Raw genomic sequence first — 22674 nt, forward strand, 5'->3', positions numbered from 1 at the left:
CCGGGCCCCCGTTCGCGGCGGGCCCGGTCGCCGTTTCAGGCGTCTCGCAGCGCCTTGGCCAGCGCACCGTCCCCGGTCACCGTCACCCGCCCGGCCCGTACCGCGTCCGGGAGGCCCAACTCCCCCCGGGCCAGGGCCGCACACGTCCCGGTGTCGAGCACGAGCCGGGCGTCGGGCTCACGCGGCGCGGGTCCGTCGCCGTACACCGGACCGTCCTGCGCACCGGCGTACAGGTGGAAGTCCCCCTCCCCCAGCCGGACTTCGACCAAGCCTTCACCCTCCAGGGCCCGCAGCAGCGGCAGCGCGAACCAGTGGGCGCGGACCGCGTCGGTGGGCCGTCGCTCACCCAGCTCGGGCTCCCCCCACCTGCCCAGCGCCTGGACCACCGGGAGCAACTCCCGCCCGCGCTCGGTGAGTTCGTAGACGTACGCCGCAGCCGGCGGAGGCAGCCGCCGCCGGGTCGCGACCCCGTCCCGCTCCATGTCCTTCAGCCGGGAGGCGAGGACGTCCGTGCTGACCCCCGGCAGATCCGCGTGCAGGTCGGTGTAGCGGCGGGGACCGGCGAACAGCTCCCGGACGATCAGCAGGGTCCAGCGGTCGCCCACCACGTCGAGGGCGCGGGCCGCGGAACAGTACTGGTCGTAGCTTCGGCGAGGTGACATGCGACGCAGTCTAGACAAGGTGTTGGACTTTCCAAGCTGCTACTTGGTAAAACCAAGCACCACGAGTTTCCGGAGGGGCGCATGGAGTTCCGGCAGTCCAACAAGCTCAGCGAGGTCTGTTACGAGATCCGCGGGCCGGTGATCGAGCACGCCAACGCGCTGGAGGAGGCGGGCCACAGCGTGCTGCGCCTGAACACCGGCAACCCCGCGGTGTTCGGCTTCGAGGCGCCGGAGGAGATCCTCCAGGACATGATCCGGATGCTCCCCCAGGCACACGGCTACACGGACTCGCGCGGCATCCTCTCCGCCCGCCGGGCCGTGGCCCAGCGCTACCAGGCGCTCGGCCTGGAGGTCGGCGTCGACGACGTCTTCCTCGGCAACGGCGTCTCCGAGCTGGTCTCCATGGCCGTACAGGCGCTGGTGGAGGACGGCGACGAGATCCTGATCCCCGCCCCGGACTTTCCCCTCTGGACGGCGGTGACCACCCTCGCGGGCGGCAAGGCGGTGCACTACCTCTGCGACGAGCAGGCGGAGTGGTACCCGGACCTGGCCGACATGGAGTCGAAGATCACGGACCGCACCAAGGCCGTGGTCATCATCAACCCCAACAACCCGACCGGCGCCGTCTACCCGGAGGAGATCATCGAGGGCATCCTCGACCTGGCCCGCCGGCACGGCCTGATGGTCTTCGCGGACGAGATCTACGACCAGATCCTGTACGACGACGCCGTCCACCACTCGGCCGCGGCCCTCGCCCCCGACCTGGTCGTCCTCACCTTCTGCGGCCTGTCGAAGACCTACCGGGTGGCCGGCTTCCGCTCCGGCTGGCTGGTGGTCACCGGCCCCCGGCAGCACGCCAAGGACTACCTGGAGGGCCTCACCATGCTGGCCTCCATGCGGCTGTGCGCCAACGCCCCCGCCCAGTACGCCATCCAGGCCGCGCTCGGCGGCCGCCAGTCCATCCGCGAACTCGTCGCCCCCGGCGGCCGGTTGCACGAGCAGCGCACGGTGGCCTGGGAGAAGCTCAACGAGATCCCGGGCGTCTCGTGCGTCAAGCCCAAGGGCGCCCTGTACGCCTTCCCGCGGATCGATCCCAAGGTGCACCCGATCCACGACGACGAGAAGTTCGTCCTGGACCTGCTCCTCCAGGAGAAGATCCAGGTGGTCCAGGGCACCGGCTTCAACTGGCCCGCCCCGGACCACTTCCGCATCCTCACCCTCCCGCACGCGGAGGACCTGGAGACCGCGATCGGCCGGATCGGACGGTTCCTGAGCGGGTATCGGCAGTAGGGCTCACCGGAGCCGTGCGCGGGCCGGGCAACCCGGGTAACCCCTCCCCATGACCCAGCGCCCCCTGCTCCTCCTCGACGTCGACGGACCCCTCAACCCGTTCCGGGCCCGGCTGCTACGGCATCGCGGGTATGTGACCCACCGGCTGCACCCGGCGAACTGGTCCGCCCGCCAGACACCCGGCTCCCGCACGCTCCGCCGCGGCCTGCGGGTGCGGCTGCACCCGCGGCACGGGGCACGGCTGCTCGCGCTGCCGTACGAGCTGGCGTGGGCCACCACCTGGATGCACGAGGCCAACGAGATGATCGGCCCGGCCGTCGGGCTGCCCGAACTGCCCGTCATCGAGTGGCCCGAGCTGTTCGCCAAGGACCCGGACGGGCTGTACTGGAAGACACGGACCGTCGTGGCGTGGGCGGCGGGGCGGCCGTTCGTCTGGGTGGACGACATGGTCACCGACCTGGACGTCCGCCATGTCGCCGAGCATCACGACGCCCCCGCTTTACTCCTTCCGGTCGACCCCCGCCACGGCCTACGGGCGCGTGAGTTCGCCGAACTGGAACGGTGGGCTCTTAGCCTCTGACGTATGGCTGATGTCTTTCTCGTCCGGCACGGTGAGACCGAGTGGTCGCGGTCCGGGCGGCATACGGGGTGGACCGACGTGCCCCTCACCGAGCACGGGCGGGAGGAGGCGCGGCGACTGGTCCCGTTGATCCGGTCGCATCGCATCGGCGCCGCCTTCGTCAGCCCGCTCCAGCGGGCCCGCGAGACCGCTGAGCTGATCGGCGTGCCCGACGCCCGGGTCGACGCCGACCTGCGGGAATGGGACTACGGCGGCTACGAGGGCGTGACCACCGTGGAGATCCAGCGCACCCGGCCGGGCTGGTTCCTCTTCACCGACGGCGTCGCGCCCGGTCCGCCGGAGCACCCCGGGGAGACCCCCGAGCAGGTCGGGGAACGGGCCGACCGGATGCTGTCCAAGGTGGAGGCGGCCCTCGCCAACACGGAGGGGGTCGTGCTGCTCGTCGCCCACGGCCACTTCCTGCGCGTCCTGACCGCCCGCCGCCTGGGCCTGCCCCCCTCCGACGGCGCCCTCTTCCAACTGGCGACCGGAACACTGTGCCGCCTCGGCACGGAACACGACCGCCCGGTGATCGCGGGGTGGAACATCCGACCGAGCGAGCCGATCCGGTAACGGCAGGCTGCAGGCGATGATCTTCGGCCGGTCGAGTGTCAGTGCGCGGCCGTAGCCTTCGAAGCACGGATCGTTACGCGTCCGTACGGATCGACGCCGGAGAGGAGCATGCCGTGACCCGACCGCCCACTGCCGCTCAGCGGCGCGTCATCGATGGCGCCGATCCGGTCAGCGGGCGGCTGCGGGGTACGGAGGCGCAGTTGGCGGCGCTGGTGAAGCGGGGGCTCGCCTTTCGGCATCCGCGGCCGCCGCACGACCACTTCTTGACGCCTGCGGGGCATCGGATACGGGAGGCGGCGGCTCCACAGCCCCCGGCACCGGCACCGGCCGAGCCGGACGGGGTGTTCGCCGCGCGGGTCGGCGGTGAGGAGGCCGTCGAGGACGGGGCGGCCCGCGCGCGTGAGGTGCACAGCGCCTGGCAGGGGCTCCTGGAGCTGCGCCGGATGACCAACCCCGACGGCGCCACGGACCGGCCCTGCGGCTGGGAGCGTGCGCATCTCGTGCGGGCCGCCGCGCTCGCCCTGGAGGCGGCCGGGCACCCGCCCGAGGGACCCGCGACCGCCGGCTACCGGGTGCGAGCCACACCGCAGCCCGAGGCGGTCGCCGTCCACGCGCCGGAGGGCGAGCCCCTGCGCGCGTGCGCGGGCACCCTGGAGCGGGCGGGATGGCAGACCGGCGAGTACACGGAGCCACGGACTCGAACGCGCTATCTACTGGCATCGCCGCGCCGGGTGTGACGGGCGTGCCAGGATGCCGACAAAGGATCAGTGCGTCGTACACGAGAAGGGGAAGTCGTGAGCGAACCGTATTCCGTCCGCGTCACGGTCCGTGGCTACGAGACCGATGTGCAGGGCCACCTGAACCAGGCGGTGTATCTCAACTACGCCGAGCACGCCCGCTGGTCGCTGCTCCAGGCCGCCGGGCTCACCCAGGCCGAACTGATCGGGCGGGGCGTGGGTCCGGTGGCCCTGGAGACGACCATCCGGTACAAACGGGAGCTGCTCGCCGGCGACGAGGTCGATGTGACCTGCGTGTTCGAGTGGGGCGAGGGCAAGACGTTCCGGGTACTCCAGTCGATAACCAAGGCGGACGGCACCCTGGCCGCCGAGGTGGACGCGGTCGGCGGGCTGCTGGACCTCGAGGCCAGGCGGCTGATCGACCGTCCGAGCGAGGTCTTCAAGGAACTCACCTCGGCTCCGGACCTCTTCGGCTTCTGAGGGTCCGGCGGACCGCCACCGGAGGGTCCAACGCCGTCTCGGCACCATCTGGACCGTCCACGCCGTACACGCCGTCCAGGCCGTACACGCCTACACGTCGAGCAGTTCGGGCTGATGCTCGGCGTCGTAGGCCGCCCGCGCCTGCGCGATGTAGCCGCGGTTGTGCTCGGCCCAGTCGGTCAGCCGCTGCAGCGTCTCGTGCAGTTCCAGGGCCACCGGGGTGAGTCCGTACTCCACCTTCGGGGGCACGGTCGGATACACGGTGCGGGTCACCAGCCCGTCGCGCTCCAGGTTGCGCAGGGTGAGGGTCAGCATCCGGCGGCTGATGCCCTCGATGCCGCGCTCCAGCTCGGTGAAGCGGATGGGGCCGTGCGAGGCCGCGACCAGGATCTGGACGCTCCATTTGCCGGCGACCCTGTCAAGAACCTCGCGGACCGGGCAGGCGCCCGCGTTCACGACCTGGACGGTCACACCGGTGTTCCTCTGGGACATCGAGCTGCCTCCTTACGTCTCCCCCCATGGTCACTCACCATGAACTCCGTTACAAGTCATGCACCTTGTGCACGAACTGTTCCTGTTCACCTGTCTGGTGAGTTCTACGGCGATTACGGAGGCCCAGAGGCCATGTCGACCACGACCGGAACACCGACGCCGACACCGGCGGCCCCGGTGGCACCCCCACGAACATACCCCCGTTGGGCGTCCCTCGCCGTTCTGTGCGCGGGGATCCTGATGGCCGTCGTCGACGGCAACATCGTCACGGTGGCGATGCCGGCCATCCAGCGCGACCTGGGTTTCAGCGGCCCCGGGCTGGCCTGGGTCGTCAACGCGTATCTGATCCCGTTCGGCGGGCTGCTCCTGCTGGCGGGGCGTCTCGGCGACCTGCTGGGCCGCAAGCGGATGTTCACGACAGGCCTCGCCCTGTTCACGGCCGCCTCGGTGCTGTGCGCGGCGGCGACCGGGCAGGGCGTGCTGATCGCGGCACGGGCGATGCAGGGCGTGGGCGGGGCGATGACCTCCGCGGTGGTGCTCGGCATGCTGGTCGCCCTCTACCCAGAGCCGCGTGAACAGGGCCGGGCCATCGCGGTGTTCAGCGCGGTCGGCGCGGCGGGCGGCGCGCTCGGCACCTTCCTGGGCGGGGCGCTCACCCAGGCGCTGAGCTGGCACTGGATCTTCCTGATCAACCTGCCGACAGGGCTGGCCGCCTGGTTCGCGGCCACCCGGATCCTCGCTCCGGAGCGGGGCGCCGGCCTCCGTCAGGGCGCCGACTTCCCGGGCGCCGCGCTGGTCACCGGCGCCCTGATGCTCACGGTCTACGTCATCGTCGGCGCCGGGGACCGCGGCCCGCTCGCCACCCTCCTCCTGACGGCCCTGGCGGTCGCCCTGTTGGCGGCGTTCACCCTCCGGCAGGCACGCGCCCGGCGCCCGTTGCTGCGCCTGCGGTTGCTGCGCTCCCGGCTGCTCGCCGGCGCCAACGCCGTGCAGGTGCTGATGATCGCGGCGATGTACGGCTTCCAGTTCCTCGGCGCGCTGTACCTCCAACGCGTCCTCGGCTACGACGAGTTGACGACCGGCACCGCCTTTCTGCCGGCTCCGGTCACGATCGGGCTGCTGATGCTGGGGCTGTCCGCGCGGACGATCGCCCGCTACGGCGCGTACCGCGTCCTGCTCTGCGGGTTGGTGGTGATCGTGTCCGGGATGGCCCTGTTGAGCCGGGTGCCGGTCGACGCCTCCTACGCCGCCGACGTGCTGCCGCCGCTCCTGCTGCTGGCCGCGGGGTTCGCCGCGGCGATGCCGGCGCTGACCGGTCTCGCGATGTCCGGGGCGCGCGAGGAGGACGCGGGCCTGGCGTCGGGACTGTTCAACACCACGCAGGTGGTGGGCGGTTCACTGGGGCTCGCGGTACTGAGCACCGTGGCGGCGAGCCACACCGGCGGACTCCTCGACCGGGGTGCGGAGTTGATCCCCGCCACGGCGGAGGGCTACCGGCTGGCGTTCCGGGCCGCCACCGGAATCGCGGTGGCCGCCCTGGTGCTGGCGGCAACGGTACTGCGCCCGCGGAACCAATAGGCCAGTACCGCGGCCGTACCGGTGCGCCGGTACCACGGCCGTACCAGTGCGCCGGTACCACGGCCGTACCAGTGCGCCGGTACCACGGCCGTCGCGGTCCTGGGCCGCAGCACGCCTCAACTCGACGCGAAGAGGCCCTTGTTGTCCTCGGCCCAGGTGCGGAAGGTCCGGGCCGGGCGGCCCAGCGCCTCGGGGACGTCCTCGGTGATCAGCGCGTTGCCTCCGGCGCGGACGAACGCCAGGCCGGTCAGGACGCCTTCCGCCCGGGGCCCGTCCATGCCCCAGGCGGTGCGGAGGAAGTCGCGGGTCTCCTCCGGGGACAGGTCCCGGGTCGGGACCGGGCGGCCGAGAACCTCGGCGAGCACGGTGGCCTGGCCGGGCACGGTGATCGCCTCGGGACCGGTCAGGACGTACGTCCGCCCGGCGTGCCCGGCGTCGAGCAGGGCCCGGACCGCCACCTCGGCGATGTCGCGCGGGTCGATCACGCCCGAGGCGCCGTCCCCGGTCATGTTGGGCACCGGCTGGCCCGCCCGGAGCGCTTCCCTCCAGGTCAGCGTGTTGGAGGCGAACGACGACGGCTGGAGCACCGTCCAGGCGAGCCCGCTGTCCCGCACCGCCCGCTCGCCGTCGACGTGCCACTGCGCGGAGGGGCCGGAGGCCGGATCGCCGGTGGCGATGGCGGAGAGTTTCACCAGCCTCCCCACGCCCGCCGTCCGGGCCGCGGCGACCAGTGCGGCGTCCTCTCCCGCGTCGGGGCCGGGCGGCCTGAGCAGGAACGCGGCCGTCGCGCCTGCCAGCGCGGCGGCCAGGGAGGCGGGGTCGCCGTAGTCCCCGCGCACCACCTCCACCCCGGCGGGGACCCGCGCCTTCGCCGGGTCCCGGGTGAGCGCGCGCACCTTCGTACCGCGCTCGGCCAACTGTCGTACGACGTCGCTGCCGATGGTGCCCGTGGCACCCGTCACCAGAATCATGCGGTCCACGATGGGCGGGTCAGGGCGGCCGGCTCTTGGAAATTCCGGCACGGCCCGGCCGCCCGGACGGTGGCTCGGCTCGCTTACCGTAAAAGCGTGCCGATGACCATCGCCCAGTCGCTTCCGGCCCCGCCCGAGGGGCTGCGCCCGTGGATCGCCGAGGTGCGGATCATGTCCTTCGCCGAGCCGCCCGAGGGGGCGTTCGTCCATCTGCCGGACGCGGCGATCAAGGTGGTGCTGCGGGTGACGGGGGACGGACGGCGTGACGTCCTGGCCATCGGGCCGCGGGTGCGGGCGACCTACCACGCGGGCAAGTCCCATATCTCGTGTGTGGAGTTGCGCCTCGCTCCGGGAACCGCCCGGCCCCTGCTGGGTGTTCCGGCCGCGGGGCTGGTCGGCCGGGTGGTGCCGCTGGACGGTCTGCCGGGCGGGGCGGCCCGCCGGTTCGCGCGTGAGGTGCGGTGGCTGGACCCGCGGGAGGCGCTGCCGCGTATCACCGAGGTGCTGCCCGGGATGCTGTCGGAGCAGCCGGATCCGGCCCGGACGGCGCTGCTGCGGGCGGGCGTCGAGGCGTTGTCGGTGCGGCTGGACCGGGCGCCCGCCCAGGTACGGGACGTGGCGCGGGAACTGGCGGTCAGCGAACGCCAGTTGCGGAACCTGTTCACCGACGGCATCGGGGTCTCCCCGAAGCACTACGCCCGTATCGACCGCGTCCGCACGCTCGCTGCCCGGGCGGGCAGCGCGGGCTGGTCCGAACTGGCCGCCGCCACCGGCTACTTCGACCAGTCGCACATGACGACCGACTTCCGTGCCCTGATGGGCGTTCCGCCCCGCTCGTACCTGACCGGCCGGCTCCCCGCGCTCAGCCCCTGCCAGTCGGTCCGGGCCGTCGGCTGAGTTCGGCTGCGCGGCGGTCGCCGGCACGCAGGACCAGGAGACCGCCCGCAGTGACGTCACGAGATCGACCGAGGTCCCCCGAGGGACACGGCCCCCGGGGCCTCGGGGACTCCGGTGGCTTCGGAGGCCGTGCCCTTCGTCTCCGCACGCCGCCGGCCCAGGTGGTTGAAGACGAGGTTGAGCAGTACGGCCGCCACGCAGCCCGTCGAGATGCCCGAGTCCAGGACGATCCGGGCGGTCTCCGGGAAGGCGTGGTAGAAGTCCGGCACGGTGACCGGGACGATGCCGACGGCGAGGGATACGGCGACGATCAGCACGTTCTCGTCCTTGTCCAGGCCGGCCTTGACCAGGGTCTGGATGCCGCCGGCCGCCACCGAGCCGAACAGGACCACGCCCGCGCCGCCCAGCACCGGCCGGGGTACGACGGCGATCAGCGAGGCCGCCATCGGACACAGGCCCATCAGCACCAGGAAGCCGCCGCCGACCGCGACCACGAACCGGCTGCGGATCCTGGTCATCGCGACCAGGCCGATGTTCTGGGCGAAGGCGCTGCACATGAACCCGTTGAAGAACGGGCTGATCGCCGAGCCCAGGGTGTCGGCGCGCAGCCCGGCCGCGATCGTCCGCTCGTCGGCGGGGCGTTCGACGATCTCGCCCAGCGCCAGCATGTCCGCGGTCGACTCGGTCATCGAGACCACCATCACCACGCACATGGAGAGGATCGCGGCGACGTGGAACTGCGGGGCGCCGAAGTGGAAGGGGGTCGGGAAGCCGACGACGTCCGCGTCGGCGACCGGGGCGAAGTCCGTGAGGCCCAAGGGCAGGGCGACGACCGTGCCGGCGACCAGGCCGATCAGCACGGCGATCTGTTTGACGAAGCCCCGGGTGAAACGGCGCAGGAGCAGGACCATGAGGAGGGTTGCGGCGGCCAGGCCCAGGTACTTGGCCGCACCGTAGTCGGGTGCCGCCGGGTCGGGGCCCTGCGCCCAGCCGAAGGCCACCGGGAGCAGCGAGACGCCGATGAGGGTGATGACCGTGCCGGTGACGACGGGCGGGAAGAACCGGACCGCCTTGCTGAAGGAGGGGGCGGCGAGGAAGCCGAGGAGGCCGGCGACGATCACCGCGCCGAAGATGACCGGCAGGGCGTCGGACCTGTCGTGGGTGGAGGCGGCGATCGCGGTCATCGGGGCGACCCCGGCGAAGGTGACGCCGTTGACGAAGGGCAGCCGGGCGCCGATCTTCCAGACGCCGAGGGTCTGCAGGAAGGTGGCGAGGCCCGCGGTGAAGAGGCACGCGCCGGTGAGAAAGGTCAGTTCGGTGCCGGACAGGCCGATGGCCGCGCCGACGATCAGGGGCGGGGCGACGACGCCGGCGTACATCGCGGCCACGTGCTGAAGGCCCGTGGTGGCCATTTTCAGGGGCGGAAGTTTCTCGTCGACGGGGTGCGAGGACACAGCGGCTCTCCTCCGGTCGGGTACGCGTCGGCTCTGACGCGGGTTTCAGGGAGGTGGTGCGTGTTGGTCATGGGGGCACCTCCCGCTCGAGCGAAGCCGAGAGCGGGGGAGGGACCGAAAGGGGGGAACGGGGTGACCGTTCCTGGGCGCGCGCGAGGAAGCACGCGCCCAGGAGACGGCCGCCGTGGACCCGCTGGGGTCCGCGGCTGCCGGCCGGGAGCCGTCCCTCCTGGCCGGAGCTGAAGTGCCGTATGGCTGAAGTGCCGTATGGCTGTAGTGCCGTATGGCTGAAGTGCCGTACCGCGGATTCCGTACCTCAAGTGCCTTACGGATAAGAAGAGTTACCGTGCGGCGATGTGCGCCAGCCGCTGGGCCTCGGCCCGCGTGGCGCGGGCGATCGCGTCCTCGTCGACGTGCAGCAGGCGGTTGTCCTCGACGATCTGACGGCCGTTCACGAAGGAGGCCGTGACGGGGGCGGCCGCGCCGAAGACCAGGGCGGTCACCGGGTCGGCGATGGACGCGTGGGCGAGGGTGTCCAGCTTCCAGAGCACCAGGTCGGCGAGCTTGCCGGGTTCCAGGGAGCCGATCTGGCCTGCCCGGCCCAGGACTTGAGCGCCGCCGTAGGTGCCGAGGCGCAGTGCCTGGCGGGCGTTGAGGGCGGCCTCCCGGTGTGCGCCGAGGCGGTTGATCAGCAGCGCGTTGCGCAGTTCGGTGTGGAGTTCGCCGGACTCGTTGGACGCGGTGCCGTCGACGCCGAGGCCGACCGGGACGCCGGCGGCGAGCATGTCGGGGACGCGGGCGATGCCGGCCGCGAGGCGGGCGTTGGACGACGGGCAGTGGGCGACACCGGTCTTCGTGCGCGCGAACGCGGCGATGTCGGAGTCGTTCATGTGGACGCAGTGCGCCATCCACACGTCCTCGCCGAGCCAGCCGGTGGACTCGAAGTAGTCGGTCGGGCCCATCCCGAACAGTTCCTTGCAGAACTGCTCCTCCTCGACGGTCTCCGAGCCGTGGGTGTGCAGACGCACTCCGAGGCGGCGGGCCAACTCGGCTCCCTCCCGCAGGAGTTCGGTGGAGACGGAGAACGGCGAGCAGGGGGCGACGGCCACCTGGGTCATCGCGTCGAAGGAGGGGTCGTGGTGCTCCTCGACGGTCGCCTCGGTGGCGGCGAGGGCGCCTTCGAGGGTCTCGACGGCGAAGTCCGGGGGCAGGCCGCCGTCCTTCTCGCTGCGGTCCATGGAGCCGCGGGCGAGGGTGAAGCGGACGCCGGTCTCGCGGGCGGCGCGGATGATCGCGCCGGAGAGGTCACCCGAGTCCTTCGGGTAGACGTAGTGGTGGTCCATCGCGGTGGTGACACCACCGCGGGCCATCATCGCGAGCGAGCCCTGCGCGGCCGCGTACACCATCGGCTCGTCGATGCGTGCCCAGGTCGGGTACAGCGCGACCAGCCAGTTGAAGAGGTTGTGGTCGGTGGCCAGGCCCCGGGTGATCCACTGGTAGTAGTGGTGGTGGGTGTTGACCAGGCCGGGTGTCACCAGATGACCGGTGGCGTCGATACGGCGTACTACGTTCTCCAGGCCCTCGGGTGCCCGGCCCGCGCCGAGCGACTCGATACGGTTGCCGGCGATGACGACGTGCCCGTCCGCGTACTCGGTGTCGTGGGCGTCGACGGTCGCGATCGAACAGTTCTCGATGACGGTGCGCCGGTCTGCTGCCATGGTTCGTCCTTTTCGCTCAGTGGACTTGTGGTGAGGGCACGGCAGGACCCTGGGGATTTGAGTGCCGCGGCCGGAACGCGGGGAGTCACCGGCCGCGGGTGCCGAGAAGGTGGGGTGGATCAGAGGTTGGTGAGGTCCACCGGGATCTTCGCGGCGCAGCCGTCCCTGAGGATGGTCGCCTCGATCAGGCCGTAGGGCCGGTCGGCGGCGTAGTAGACCTCGTTGTCGTTCTTGAGCCCGAACGGCTCCAGGTCGACCAGGAAGTGGTGCTTGTTCGGCAGCGAGAAGCGGACCTCGTCTATCTCGCCGCGGTTGTCGATGATGCGCGAGCCCATCTGGTACAGCGTCTGCTGGAGCGAGAGGGAGTACGTCTCGGCGAAGGCCTGGAGCATGTGCTTTTTCGTCTGCTCGTAGGACTTCTCCCAACTCGGCATCTTCTGCTCGTCGTCGGTCCAGTTGAACCGCCAGCGGGCGGAGACCTGGGTGGCCAGGATGCGGTCGTAGGCCTCGGGGAGGGTCGTGTACTTGTCCTTGACGTAGCCCCAGAACTCGGAGTTGGTCGAGTTCATCACGACGAGGTCCTTGAGACCGGAGATCACCTCCCAGGACTCACCGTCGTACGTGACCTGGGTGAGCCGGGTCTCCTGGCCCTTGCGTACGAACGAGTGCTTGACCTCGTCCGCGCCGATGAACTTCGAGTTGGCGTCGGAGGCCTCGATGCGCTCCCAGGCGTACTCCTCTATCCGGATCCGGGCCGTCCTGATCGGCTCCTGGCTGGTCACGAAGTGCCGGGCCAGGTGGATGCCGAACTGTTCGGCCGACTCGATGCCGTGCTCCTTGGCGAACGCGAACACCGTGTTCTTGGTGGTGTCGGTCGGCAGGACGTTGGCGTTGGAGCCGGAGTAGTGGACCTCGTCCATGTCGCCGGAGAGCGACACCGACACGTTCAGGTCCTTGATGTGGTGGGTGGCACCGTCCCGCGTGATCTTCACGACCCGGTTCTCGGCCTTGCCGTACTGGTTCTGTCCAAGAATGGTAGGCATGTAGCTAGCTCCCTCGGTAAACGGAGTAGCCGAACGGGTTGAGCAGCAGCGGTACGTGGTAGTGCTCGCCCGGTACGACGGCGAACGTGATCGCCACCTCCGGGAAGAACACGGCCGGTCCGCTGTCCCGATTCGCGGGGGCGTCCTGCTGCGCATCGGCTTGCTTCTTCGCGAACTTCTCGAAATACGGCTCCACGGCGAAGTCGAGCCGTACGTGGGTGGTCCCCTCCGGCAGCGCCGGCAGGTCCTTGCACCGGCCGTCCGTGTCGGTCGCGCTGCCGCCGAGCGTCTGCCAGTCCGTGTCACGGCCCTGCCGGGCGGACAGCTGGACGGCGACGCCCTCGGCGGGGCGGCCGAGCGAGGTGTCCAGGATGTGGGTGGACACGGAGGCGGTGGTGCTGGTGCTCATGGTGTCAGGCGTCCTCTGCGACGAGTCGGGCGAGCCGGATGCGGTTGATCTTGCCCAGTTCGGTGCGGACGATCTCCCGCTCCTGTTCGGGCGCGTTGCCGATCCGCTCCTTGACCGCGTCCCGCATCTCCTCGCCGCTGCGGCCGGTGGCGCAGATCAGGAAGACATGGCCGAACTTCTCCTGGTACGCCAGGTTGAGTTCGAGCATCTCCGCCTTGAGCGCTTCGGCGGCGCCGGCCATGCCGGACTGTTCGCGGGCCGAGGTCGGGTCGCCGGGCTTGGGGCGGCCGATCGGCGGGTGCCCGGCCATGGCCTCCGCCAGGTCGGCGGGGCTCAGCCCGGCCATGGCCGCGTCACTGGCGGCGTACAGGGTCTCGGGGGTGGCGTAGGGGCGGGCGGCGAGCAGTCGCCGGGCCCATGCGGTGGAGGCACACGCCTCGTGGAGGGCGGCGAGGGCCGCGTGCTCCTCCAGATCGTTGAACCGGGCCAGACCCGGGGGCGTGGAAGTCGACGTCACGGGAGCCTCCGTGGCCGTAGGCGGCCTTCGTGCTGAACGGGCTGCCGTTAGCTAACGCCCTGCGGAACCCAGCGTCAACACTTTGTTGAAAATTCCGCGTAACAACCCCGGGACGCACCCCGCGGGTCAGCTCTCCTTCTCGCGGTTGAGGTAGTTGTAGACGGTGAAGCGGCTGACGCCGAGCGCGCCCGCCACGGTCTCCACACCGTGCCGCACGGAGAAGGCACCCCGCGCCTCCAGTATGCGCACGACCTCCTGCTTCGCCTTGCGGTCCAGGTCGGCCAGCGGCTTGCCCTGCTTGCGCTCCATGGCGGCCAGGATGTGATCGAGGGAGTCGGCGAGCTGCGGCAGCCGTACGGCGACCACGTCGACGCCCTCCCAGGCGAGGACGACGTCGTCGGCGCCTGCCTCGTCGGGCGGGACCATCTCCCCGCCCATGGCGTCGACCAGCGGCTTCACGGCCGTGATGAAGGGCTCGTCCGCGTTTCCGGTCACTTGTCGCCGTCCTCCCCCACCACGTTGACCTGGAGCGAGATCCGGGTGGCCCCGGCCTCCAGGCTCTGGCGCAGCAGCGCGTCCACGGCGCCGAGTACGGCGTCGGCGCCGCCCTCGGCCGTGTTCCCGAACGGCCCGACGTCCACCGCGTCCAGCTGAGCGCCCTCGATGACCTCTCGGGCGACCAGCGCGTGCGCGGGTGCCTCGTCGAGGTCGAAGGGCTCGGTCGTGAACTCCACTCTCAATCGCATTGCGCCCCCAGAAAACGTCCCTGACCTGCACGTCGGCCGACCGCCGCACAGCCGCGACGCACTCCGGGCCAGTCAGTTCCACCGCGACGGAGCCGCTGCGTCCGCCACGAGCCGACCCTAGCCGACCGGAGCGTCCCTCCGCCCGGCCGTCTGTCAGGCCGTTCGTCCGGGGGATCAGCCCTGGGCCCGCTCGCGTGTGCCGTACATGGTCGCCCTCGCCCCGGTCATGAGGTGCCGGGCCGGCCGGCGGGACCGGGAGACGGCGTGCCGGCTCAGCCGCGCTTGCGCAGGAAGCCGCGCAGTTGTCGCTCCGGCCAGGTGTTGATCACGTCGTCCTTGGTGAGCCAGCCGCGCTGGGCGGTGCCGATGCCGTACCGCATGGCGGCCAGATGGGGGACGGCGTGGGCGTCGCTGTTCACGGCGAACTTCACGCCGTGCCGCCGGGCTCGCAGGATGTCCTCGTCACGCAGGTCGAGGCGGTCCGGGTGGGCGTTGATCTCCAGGGCCGTGCCCGTGCGGGCGCACGCGGCGAAGACCGCGTCGAGGTCGGCGTCGATGCCGGGCCGCCTGCCGATGAGGCGGGTGGTGGGGTGGCCGATGATGTGGACGTGCGGGTTCTCGCAGGCCCTGACGAGCCGACGGGTCAGGGCCTCGCGGCTCTGCTTGAAGTGCGAGTGGATCGACGCCACGCACAGGTCGAACCCGGCGAGAAAGTCGTCCGGCCAGTCCACCTCGCCCTCGGGGCCGATGTTCAGCTCGGTGCCGTGCAGCAGCCGCAGCCCGCCGCGCCGGCCCTTGGTGGGGTAGGTGCCGTCGAGTTCGCGCACCCGCTCGCGCTGGGCCAGCATCCGCTCGTCGGTCATGCGCTGCATGACCAGGTCGGGCGCGTGGTCGGTGATCGCGTAGTAGGCGTAGCCGCGCCGGGCCGCCGCCTCCACCATCTCCTCCAGCGGAGCGAGCCCGTCGGTGAGGTCGGTGTGGGTGTGCAGGTCGCCGCGCAGGTCGGCCTCGGTGACCAGCTCCGGCAGCTCGTCCCGCAACCCCGCCTCGATCTCGCCGCGGTCTTCGCGCAGGGTCGGCGGGATCCAGGGCAGGCCCAGGCGGGCGTACACCTCCTCCTCGGTTTTGGAGACGATCTTCTCGCCGCTCTCGACGTCGAAGAGCCCGTACTCGGAGAGCTTCAGCTTCTGGTGCACGGCGCGTTCGCGGGTGCGGATGTTGTGGGCCTTCGAGCCGGTGAAGTACTGGAGCGCCGCGCCCCAGGAGTCCGGCGGTACGACCCGCAGGTCGACGTTGAGGCCTTTGCTGGTGCGGACCGACGTCTTGGTCTCGCCCTGCCCGATGACCTCGGTGACGTACGGCAGCCCGGTGAACGCCCGCATGATCGGCGCGGACTTCTCGGCCGCGACGAGGATGTCGATGTCACCGATCGTCTCGCGGAACCGGCGCAGTGACCCGGCGTACGCGCACTTCTCGCAGCCGGTCACCGCGGACAGCGCGCTGACGATGCTCTCCGCCAGGTCCATGGCGACGTCGAGCCGGACCCGGCCCCCGGCCGACCGGAGCAGCTCGATCCCGTGCAGGATGTTCTCCTCGGTCTTCGGCCCGAAGCCCTTGAGATCGCGCAGCCGCTCCTGGGCGATGGCATCGGCCAGTTCCTCGACCGAGGAGACGCCCAGCTCCTCGTAGACCGCCATCGCCTTCTTCGGACCGAGGGTGGGGATGGCGGTCAGCCGCCGCACCCCGGCCGGGATCTTCGCCCGCAGTTCCTCGACGGCGGACACGCTGCCCTGGTCGAAGAACTCCAGGACCTTCTGGGCGATCGACTTTCCGACGTTCGGGATCTCCTGGAGCCCCTTGAGGTCCAGCGTGGCGACATCGGCGTGGTGACCGCCGACCGCCCGGGCGGCCTTCTCGTAGACCCGCGCCTTGAAGGCGTCTCCGCCGGTGATCGAGATCAGGTCCGCGTACTCCTGGAGCAGGGCGGCGACCTCGTCGTTGGACCGTGCCATGCCTTCAGGGTAGGGCGCTGGTTTTGCGCGGGCGCTCTTGACAGCTCTCACCGGCCCCAGGCAGTCTTCCATTAAGCAGAAACCAACTTCCGTAATACGGAATACAGAGAGCGGAAGGGAGCGCCTACCCCGATGCCAGGTTTTGAATTGCGCACAGCCGCAGAGCAGCGCTTCAACGTCAACCTGTCGATCCTCTTCACGCAACTCCCGCTCCTGGAGCGCCCCGCGGCCGCCGCCGCGGCCGGCTTCGGCGCGGTCGAGCTGTGGTGGCCCTGGGTCGACTCCCCCACCCCCGAGCGGTCCGAGCTCGACGCGCTGAAGAGCGCGATCGAGGACGCGGGCGTGCGGCTGACGGGCCTGAACTTCTACGCCGGGCAGCTGCCCGGCCCCGACCGGGGCGCCCTGTCGATCCCGGGCGCGGAGTCCGAGAAGTTCCGCGCCAACATCGAGGTGGCGGCCGGCTTCGCGCAGTCGCTCGGCTGCAAAGCCCTCAACGCGCTGTACGGCAACCGCGTCGAGGGCGTGGACCCGGCCGAGCAGGACGCGCTGGCCCTGGAGAACCTGACACTCGCGGCCCGCGCCGCCGACCGGATCGGCGCGGTGCTCCTGATCGAGACCCTCAACCGGCCCGAGTCGCCGCGGTACCCGCTGGTGAGCGCAGCGGCCGGCGTCGGCGTCGTCGACAAGGTCAACGAGGCCACGGGACTCGGTAACGCGCGCTTCCTCATGGACCTCTACCACCTGTCCATGAACGGCGAGGACCTGCCGTCGGTGATCGAGCGGTACGCGGCGAGGACCGGCCACGTGCAGATCGCCGACAACCCCGGCCGCGGCGCCCCGGGCACGGGTTCACTCCCCCTGGAGGAGCTGCTCGACCAGCTGCGGAAGGCCGGTTACGACGGCTGGGTGGGGCTGGAGTACAAGCCGGGCGACCGCCCGAGCGCGGACACCTTCGACTGGCTGCCGGTGGAGCAGCGCGCCGCCCGTTGAGGTGACCGCCACCGGGGGCTGCCACCACCGGGCCCCCGCTTCGGCCTGAACGGCCTCGTCCCCGATCGCCGGACGGGCTGCTTTTGGCGACGCCCGCCGAGCAGCAGACGTATCACAGCAGTCAGAGAGGCACCCCCTATGAGCACACTCCCCAAGATCGCCTGGATAGGCCTCGGCATCATGGGCTCCCCGATGTCCGAGAACCTGATCAAGGCGGGTTACGACGTCACCGGCTTCACGCTGGAGCAGGAGAAGCTGGACCGGCTGGCGGCCGCCGGCGGCACGGCGGCCTCCTCGATCGCCGAGGCCGTGCGCGACGCCGACGTGGTCATCACGATGGTGCCCGCGTCGCCGCAGGTCGAGGCCATCGCCTACGGCCCCGAGGGCATCCTGGAGAACGCGAAGCCCGGCGCGCTGCTGATCGACATGTCGTCCATCACCCCGCAGACCTCCGTCGACCTGGCGAAGGCGGCCGGGAGCAAGGGCATCCGCGTCCTGGACGCGCCGGTGTCCGGCGGCGAGGCCGGGGCGATCGAGGCCGTGCTGTCCATCATGGCCGGCGGCGAGCAGGCCGACTTCGACACCGCGAAGCCGATCTTCGAGGCGCTCGGCAGGACCATCGTGCTGTGCGGTCCGCACGGCTCCGGCCAGACCGTGAAGGCCGCCAACCAGCTGATCGTCGCCGTGAACATCCAGGCGTGCGCCGAGGCCGTGGTCTTCCTGGAGAAGTCCGGTGTGGACCTGGCGGCCGCGTTGGACGTGCTGAACGGCGGCCTGGCCGGCTCGACCGTGCTGACGCGGAAGAAGGACAACTTCCTGAACCGCGACTTCGCCCCGGGCTTCCGGATCGACCTGCACCACAAGGACATGGGCATCGTGACCGACGCGGCCCGCAACGTCGGGGCCGCCCTGCCGGTCGGTGCCGTGGTGGCCCAGCTGGTCGCCTCCCTGCGCGCGCAGGGCGACGGCGGCCTGGACCACTCCGCGCTGCTGCGCGCGGTGGAGCGCCTCTCCGGCGCCCAGGTCTGAGCCGCACCCCCATGACTTCCGGGCGGCGCCGGCGCTGACAACTGTCCTGTCGCGCCCAGGCGCCGGTGCCGCCCGGAAACCAATTCAACAAACTGTTGACGCCCCAGCCGACCCGATCCTAGGCTCCACAAAGCGGAAATAAGTTTCCGCTGACACCCGCACGGAAGGTCCACGATGTCGAAGCGCGTGCTCACCACCGAGTCCGGCGCCCCGGCCTCCGACGACCAGAACTCCGCCTCCGCCGGCGTCGGCGGCCCGCTCCTCCTCCAGGACCAGCACCTCCTCGAGAAGCTCGCGCGCTTCAAGCGCGAGCGGATCCCGGTGGGGGCACCTCCCACGCCCTTAAGGCAGTGGGGGAGGGTGGTGCACGCCCGTGGCAGTGACGCGTACGGCTACTTCGAGGTGACCGACGACGTCACCGGCTTCACCCACGCCGACTTCCTGAGCACGGTCGGCAGGCGCACCGAGGTCTTTCTGCGGTTCTCGACGGTCGCCGACTCCCTCGGCGGCGCCGACGCCGTCCGCGACCCGCGCGGCTTCGCCGTCAAGTCCTATACGGGAGAGGGCAATTACGACCTCGTCGGGAACAACACCCCGGTGTTCTTCATCAAGGACCCCGTCAAGTTCCCCGACTTCATCCACTCGCAGAAGCGCGACCCCTTCACGGGCCGTCAGGAGCCGGACAGCGTCCGGGACTTCTGGGCGCACTCCCCCGAGGCCACGCACCAGGTGACCTGGCTGATGGGCGACCGCGGCATCCCGGCGTCGTACCGGCACATGAACGGCTACGGCTCGCACGCCTACCAGTGGACGAACGCCGAGGGCGCGAACATCGCGGGCGGCCTCTCGCAGGTCTCCCGCGACGACGTGATCGAGAAGAACCTGGCCCACTTCCACGCCGCCGACCCGGAGTACGGCAAGCGCGTGGAGGAGGCGGTCCACGCCCTGCGCGAGGACTGACACAGACGGCCCGCGCACGGCCGGACGGCCCGGATGAGGGGTGGCCGGCCGGTGGTGCGCGGGCGTGGCAAGGACCGCGGCGGCGTGCGAGCCAGTGCGGTGGTGAAGGAACCGGGCGCCCTTCTCGACCTGAGGGAAGGCCGCCCCGGCTCCGTCGCACCCGCCGCGGTCCCAGCCGGTCCAGACCCCGTCCGGCGGCGCGAACGACCTGTCGCGCCCAGCCTCGCGCCGTCGGACGGCCACAGCCGAAGAGGCCCCACCGAGCGCCGGAGCGCCGGATGCGGAACCGTCCGCGTCCTGCGCTCCGGCGTACCCGCGTCCGCGCTTCGGCGTGCGCATCCGCGCCTGCCGCAGCACGCTGAAGGCATGACAGCGCACCCACCGACGGAGTTCCCTCATATCGTCGTGCACGCTCCCGCCCTGGACGGCTCCCGCCGCGTCACCGAGGGGGAGGTGACCCTGGGGCTCGCCTCGCATCTCGACGACGTGGTCGAGATCCTGCGGATGGCCGATCTGGACCGGATCGAGGTCGAGGAGAGCGACCTCATCGAGTGGCAGGGCGGCGGACCGGACGACTGGCCGGGCCTCACCGAGCATCCCGAAAGCCCGTGAACCCAGGTAAAGCGGACGGCGAATCCTCAAATCAAGCTCTGAATCATGTTCAGCATGCTTCAACCGCCCCAGTCGTGGGGCATATTCACTGCACACGGAGGCCGCCGGCACGGGGGCGGCGGCCCCCGTGTCACCCACAGCGCGAAGCGGGCGGCCCATCCTTCCGGATGGACCGCCCGCTCTGTTGTGCGGCGGCTCAGACCTTCAGCGTCCTGATCGACGTCGGCGCATGGCCGGGCTCGGTCGCGATCTCCTCGAACTCGACCACGTTGCCGATGTCGTTGGTCGTGGACATCGAGATGTTGGTGACCCGCTCCAGGATCGCCTCCACCACCACCGGCACCTGGTGCTCCTGCGCCAGCTTCTTGGCCTGCTCGAAGGCCGCGGCCAGTTCGTTCGGGTCGGTCACCCGGATCGCCTTGCAGCCCAGGCCCTCGACGACCTTCACATGGTCGACGCCGTAGACGCCCAGCTCCGGCGAGTTGATGTTCTCGAACTCCAGGTTGACCTGGAAGTCGATGTCGAACGCCCGCTGCGCCTGACGGATCAGGCCCAGGTAGGAGTTGTTGACGAGGACGTGGACGTACGGGATCTTGTGCTGCGCGCCGACCGCCAGCTCCTCCAGCATGAACTGGAAGTCGTAGTCGCCGGAGAGGGCGACCACGGGGGCCTCCGGGTCGGCCTTGGCCACGCCCAGCGCGGCCGGGATCGTCCAGCCGAGAGGGCCCGCCTGGCCGCAGTTGATCCAGTGCCGCGGCCTGAAGACGTGCAGCATCTGGGCACCGGCGATCTGCGAGAGGCCGATCGTGGAGACGTACCGGGTCTCCGGGCCGAAGGCCTTGTTCATCTCCTCGTAGACACGCTGCGGCTTGATCGGGATGTCGTCGAAGTGGGTTCGGCGCTGGAGGGTCGCCTTCTTCTCCTGGGCCGCCGCGGCCCACTCGCTCCGGTCGGGGAGCCGGCCCGCCGCCTTCGACTCCCGTGCCACCTCGACGAAGAGCTCCAGCGCGGCCTTCGCGTCGGAGGCGATGCCGTAGTCGGGGGCGAAGATCTTGCCGATCTGGGTGGGCTCGATGTCGACGTGCACGAACTTCCGGCCGGCCGTGTAGACGTCCAGCTTGCCGGTGTGGCGGTTGGCCCAGCGGTTGCCGATGCCGAGGACGAAGTCGGACTCCAGGAAGGTCGCGTTGCCGTAGCGGTGCGAGGTCTGCAGGCCGACCATGCCGGCGTTCAGTTCGTGGTCGTCGGGGAGCACGCCCCAGCCCATGAGGGTGGGGACAACCGGGATCCCCGTCAGCTCCGCGAACTCCACCAGCAGTTCGGCGGCGTCGGCGTTGATGACCCCGCCGCCCGCGACGATCAGCGGCCGCTCGGAGGCGTTCAGCAGACCGATCGCCTTCTCGATCTGGGCGCGGGTCGCGGCCGGCTTGTAGACCGGGAGCGGCTCGTAGGTCTCCGGGTCGAACTCGATCTCGGTGAGCTGGACGTCGATCGGCAGGTCGATCAGGACCGGGCCGGGGCGGCCGGAGCGCATCAGATGGAAGGCCTGCTGGAAGACGCCGGGGACCTGGGCCGCCTCCAGCACGGTGACCGCCATCTTCGTCACCGGCCCCGCGATCGAGGCGATGTCGACGGCCTGGAAGTCCTCCTTGTGGATCACCGCGGTCGGCGCCTGGCCGGTGATGCAGAGGATCGGGACGGAGTCGCCGGTGGCCGAGTACAACCCGGTGATCATGTCGGTGCCGGCCGGACCGGACGTGCCGACGCAGACGCCGATGTTGCCGGGGCGGGTGCGGGTGTAGCCCTCGGCCATGTGCGAGGCGCCCTCGACATGCCGGGCGAGGGTGTGGTGGATGCCTCCGGAGGCCTTGAGCGCCGCGTAGAACGGGTTGATCGCCGCGCCCGGCACCCCGAACGCGGCACTGACGCCCTCACGCTTGAGGATCTCAACTGCCGCGCGGGCAGCGGTCATTCGAGCCATCGAGTACTCCTGCTTCGGCTGTCGGATGCCTGCTCCCGTCGCGCCCCGCGGTGAGCATAATTCCGTAATACGGAAACTAACTTCTACTATCTGAAATCAATGTAGGCGCGGGGACGAACGTCGTCAAGGGACGGACAACCGGGCCCCGGCGGGAGCACCATGGGACCGCCGAACCGACGCGACGCCTGGGGTGGGGCCATGTCCGAGACCGTGCCGGTGCGCTGTCCGGCCTGTCGGCGCGAGCACGTCTACACCGCGCCGTCGTACCCCTGCGCCTGCGGCGCCCCGGTCACCCCGTCCCTCGACGGCAGGACCGCGCCGACCCCGGTGGCGCACCGCGCCTGGGACGAGGACTGGGTGACGGTGAGCTGCGGCTCCTGCGGCCGCCGGGACCAGTGGCCGCAGCCGGAGCTGGGCTGCCCGTGCGGGGCGGTGCTGCGCGTCCCGGTCGCCGGGACCGAGTCCGCGCCCGCGCCGGCCCCCGAGCCGCGGGCGCCCTTCCAGCCGGTCACGATCCGGACCGCCCGGGACGCGGTCACCGCCGCCGCGCTCTATCTGCGCTGGCTCGGCTACCGGGACATACGCCGCGCCGACCAGCGGCCGCCGTCCGGCATAGGCCTGGCCGCGCGCGGTCTGGTCGCCCAGGTGGACCCGACCGTGCTGCCGGCCTCGCTGCGGGACGTGGAGTGCCTGTGGCTGACGGCGATGACGGAGGACTCCGGCTGCGTGTACTTCTCCCTCGCGGGGTACGCCGAGGACGCGCGGGAGCGGGCCGACGCGCTCGGGATACCGCTGTTCGTTCTGGACCTCACGGGGACGCCGCAGCCCATGAACGGGCACGCCGATGAACTGCGCGGCTCGGCTTCATGACCACCTAGCTTGATGACCACCTACAGGCCGGTGG

24 protein-coding genes and 1 pseudogene are annotated in these 22674 nt (G+C 70.9%); 13 read left to right on the forward strand and 12 right to left on the reverse strand.

The window, feature by feature from the left end; translation table 11 throughout:
* Window positions 1-35 precede the first annotated feature (35 nt).
* On the reverse strand, window positions 36-662 hold the full coding sequence (locus tag ACZ5K7_RS00525) for a winged helix-turn-helix transcriptional regulator (protein ID WP_468908811.1): 627 nt from the start codon (window positions 660-662) through the stop codon (window positions 36-38).
* An 81-nt stretch (window positions 663-743) separates the two neighbouring features.
* Between ACZ5K7_RS00525 and ACZ5K7_RS00530 the strand changes: the two genes are divergently transcribed.
* From ACZ5K7_RS00530 to ACZ5K7_RS00550, 5 genes are all read left to right on the forward strand, one after another.
* Window positions 744-1952 (forward strand): pyridoxal phosphate-dependent aminotransferase, encoded by a 1209-nt coding sequence (locus ACZ5K7_RS00530; protein WP_468908814.1) that lies wholly within the window; start codon window positions 744-746, stop codon window positions 1950-1952.
* Window positions 1953-2001: 49 nt separating this feature from the next.
* Entirely contained in the window at window positions 2002-2532 is a 531-nt protein-coding gene (locus ACZ5K7_RS00535) for a hypothetical protein (RefSeq protein WP_468908817.1), read from the forward strand.
* Between the two features lie 3 nt (window positions 2533-2535).
* A complete protein-coding gene (locus tag ACZ5K7_RS00540; protein ID WP_351697972.1) occupies window positions 2536-3144 on the forward strand; it encodes a histidine phosphatase family protein in 609 nt (202 codons plus the stop codon).
* Between the two features lie 113 nt (window positions 3145-3257).
* Window positions 3258-3881: a hypothetical protein gene (locus tag ACZ5K7_RS00545; RefSeq protein ID WP_468908820.1), complete on the forward strand. Its 624-nt coding sequence runs from the start codon at window positions 3258-3260 to the stop codon at window positions 3879-3881.
* A gap of 57 nt (window positions 3882-3938) precedes the next feature.
* The gene (locus ACZ5K7_RS00550) at window positions 3939-4361 is read left to right on the forward strand and encodes an acyl-CoA thioesterase (RefSeq protein WP_351697968.1); all 423 of its coding nucleotides are present in this window, start codon (window positions 3939-3941) and stop codon (window positions 4359-4361) included.
* A 90-nt stretch (window positions 4362-4451) separates the two neighbouring features.
* Here the strand turns inward: ACZ5K7_RS00550 and ACZ5K7_RS00555 are convergent, their stop codons facing one another.
* The gene (locus ACZ5K7_RS00555) at window positions 4452-4853 is read right to left on the reverse strand and encodes a winged helix-turn-helix transcriptional regulator (RefSeq protein WP_351697966.1); all 402 of its coding nucleotides are present in this window, start codon (window positions 4851-4853) and stop codon (window positions 4452-4454) included.
* A 240-nt stretch (window positions 4854-5093) separates the two neighbouring features.
* Between ACZ5K7_RS00555 and ACZ5K7_RS00560 the strand changes: the two genes are divergently transcribed.
* A complete protein-coding gene (locus ACZ5K7_RS00560; protein WP_468908824.1) occupies window positions 5094-6431 on the forward strand; it encodes an MFS transporter in 1338 nt (445 codons plus the stop codon).
* Between the two features lie 116 nt (window positions 6432-6547).
* Here ACZ5K7_RS00560 and ACZ5K7_RS00565 read toward each other — a convergent pair whose 3' ends face one another.
* Window positions 6548-7402 (reverse strand): NAD(P)H-binding protein, encoded by an 855-nt coding sequence (locus ACZ5K7_RS00565; RefSeq protein ID WP_450972096.1) that lies wholly within the window; start codon window positions 7400-7402, stop codon window positions 6548-6550.
* Window positions 7403-7504: 102 nt separating this feature from the next.
* Between ACZ5K7_RS00565 and ACZ5K7_RS00570 the strand changes: the two genes are divergently transcribed.
* Window positions 7505-8299 carry a helix-turn-helix domain-containing protein gene (locus ACZ5K7_RS00570; protein WP_468909832.1) on the forward strand — a complete coding sequence of 265 codons (795 nt, stop codon included), beginning with the start codon at window positions 7505-7507 and terminating at the stop codon, window positions 8297-8299.
* A gap of 56 nt (window positions 8300-8355) precedes the next feature.
* Here the strand turns inward: ACZ5K7_RS00570 and ACZ5K7_RS00575 are convergent, their stop codons facing one another.
* The 8 genes from ACZ5K7_RS00575 to polX all read right to left on the reverse strand — a co-directional run bounded on the left by ACZ5K7_RS00575 (window position 8356) and on the right by polX (window position 16198).
* On the reverse strand, window positions 8356-9753 hold the full coding sequence (locus ACZ5K7_RS00575) for a nucleobase:cation symporter-2 family protein (RefSeq protein WP_468908827.1): 1398 nt from the start codon (window positions 9751-9753) through the stop codon (window positions 8356-8358).
* Between the two features lie 341 nt (window positions 9754-10094).
* Window positions 10095-11471: an 8-oxoguanine deaminase gene (locus tag ACZ5K7_RS00580; protein WP_468908830.1), complete on the reverse strand. Its 1377-nt coding sequence runs from the start codon at window positions 11469-11471 to the stop codon at window positions 10095-10097.
* Between the two features lie 119 nt (window positions 11472-11590).
* Window positions 11591-12514, reverse strand: a complete 924-nt coding sequence (pucL, locus tag ACZ5K7_RS00585; RefSeq protein WP_468908833.1) for a factor-independent urate hydroxylase — start codon at window positions 12512-12514, stop codon at window positions 11591-11593.
* Between the two features lie 4 nt (window positions 12515-12518).
* The gene (gene uraH, locus ACZ5K7_RS00590) at window positions 12519-12923 is read right to left on the reverse strand and encodes a hydroxyisourate hydrolase (RefSeq protein WP_351697954.1); all 405 of its coding nucleotides are present in this window, start codon (window positions 12921-12923) and stop codon (window positions 12519-12521) included.
* Window positions 12924-12927: 4 nt separating this feature from the next.
* On the reverse strand, window positions 12928-13440 hold the full coding sequence (gene uraD / locus ACZ5K7_RS00595) for a 2-oxo-4-hydroxy-4-carboxy-5-ureidoimidazoline decarboxylase (RefSeq protein ID WP_351697952.1): 513 nt from the start codon (window positions 13438-13440) through the stop codon (window positions 12928-12930).
* A 126-nt stretch (window positions 13441-13566) separates the two neighbouring features.
* Window positions 13567-13935, reverse strand: coding sequence for a helix-turn-helix domain-containing protein (locus tag ACZ5K7_RS00600; protein ID WP_351697950.1), 369 nt, complete (start codon window positions 13933-13935; stop codon window positions 13567-13569).
* Complete coding sequence (locus ACZ5K7_RS00605; protein ID WP_351697948.1) at window positions 13932-14186, reverse strand: YkoF family thiamine-binding protein; 255 nt, start codon at window positions 14184-14186, stop codon at window positions 13932-13934. Before ACZ5K7_RS00605 ends, ACZ5K7_RS00600 begins: the two co-directional genes overlap by 4 nt.
* A gap of 272 nt (window positions 14187-14458) precedes the next feature.
* On the reverse strand, window positions 14459-16198 hold the full coding sequence (gene polX, locus ACZ5K7_RS00610) for a DNA polymerase/3'-5' exonuclease PolX (protein WP_468908838.1): 1740 nt from the start codon (window positions 16196-16198) through the stop codon (window positions 14459-14461).
* A 132-nt stretch (window positions 16199-16330) separates the two neighbouring features.
* Here polX and ACZ5K7_RS00615 point away from each other — a divergent pair, with 132 nt between their 5' ends.
* The 5 genes and pseudogenes from ACZ5K7_RS00615 to ACZ5K7_RS00635 all read left to right on the forward strand — a co-directional run bounded on the left by ACZ5K7_RS00615 (window position 16331) and on the right by ACZ5K7_RS00635 (window position 19789).
* Entirely contained in the window at window positions 16331-17188 is an 858-nt protein-coding gene (locus tag ACZ5K7_RS00615) for a TIM barrel protein (RefSeq protein WP_468908841.1), read from the forward strand.
* Between the two features lie 138 nt (window positions 17189-17326).
* On the forward strand, window positions 17327-18217 hold the full coding sequence (locus ACZ5K7_RS00620) for a 2-hydroxy-3-oxopropionate reductase (protein WP_468908844.1): 891 nt from the start codon (window positions 17327-17329) through the stop codon (window positions 18215-18217).
* Window positions 18218-18391: 174 nt separating this feature from the next.
* Window positions 18392-19042, forward strand: a pseudogene (locus tag ACZ5K7_RS00625) (catalase); the annotation flags it as partial.
* Window positions 19043-19048: 6 nt separating this feature from the next.
* Window positions 19049-19177, forward strand: a complete 129-nt coding sequence (locus ACZ5K7_RS00630) for a catalase-related domain-containing protein (protein WP_468909834.1) — start codon at window positions 19049-19051, stop codon at window positions 19175-19177.
* Between the two features lie 366 nt (window positions 19178-19543).
* On the forward strand, window positions 19544-19789 hold the full coding sequence (locus ACZ5K7_RS00635; RefSeq protein ID WP_351697940.1) for a hypothetical protein: 246 nt from the start codon (window positions 19544-19546) through the stop codon (window positions 19787-19789).
* A gap of 196 nt (window positions 19790-19985) precedes the next feature.
* On the opposite strand, the gene gcl is transcribed toward ACZ5K7_RS00635, so the two are convergent.
* On the reverse strand, window positions 19986-21770 hold the full coding sequence (gene gcl / locus ACZ5K7_RS00640; RefSeq protein ID WP_468908847.1) for a glyoxylate carboligase: 1785 nt from the start codon (window positions 21768-21770) through the stop codon (window positions 19986-19988).
* A 198-nt stretch (window positions 21771-21968) separates the two neighbouring features.
* On the opposite strand from gcl, the gene ACZ5K7_RS00645 reads away from it, so the two are divergent.
* A complete protein-coding gene (locus ACZ5K7_RS00645) occupies window positions 21969-22640 on the forward strand; it encodes a hypothetical protein (RefSeq protein ID WP_351697936.1) in 672 nt (223 codons plus the stop codon).
* Window positions 22641-22674 lie beyond the last annotated feature (34 nt).

The sequence above is a fragment of the Streptomyces sp. NPDC031497 genome (genome assembly GCF_055580905.1).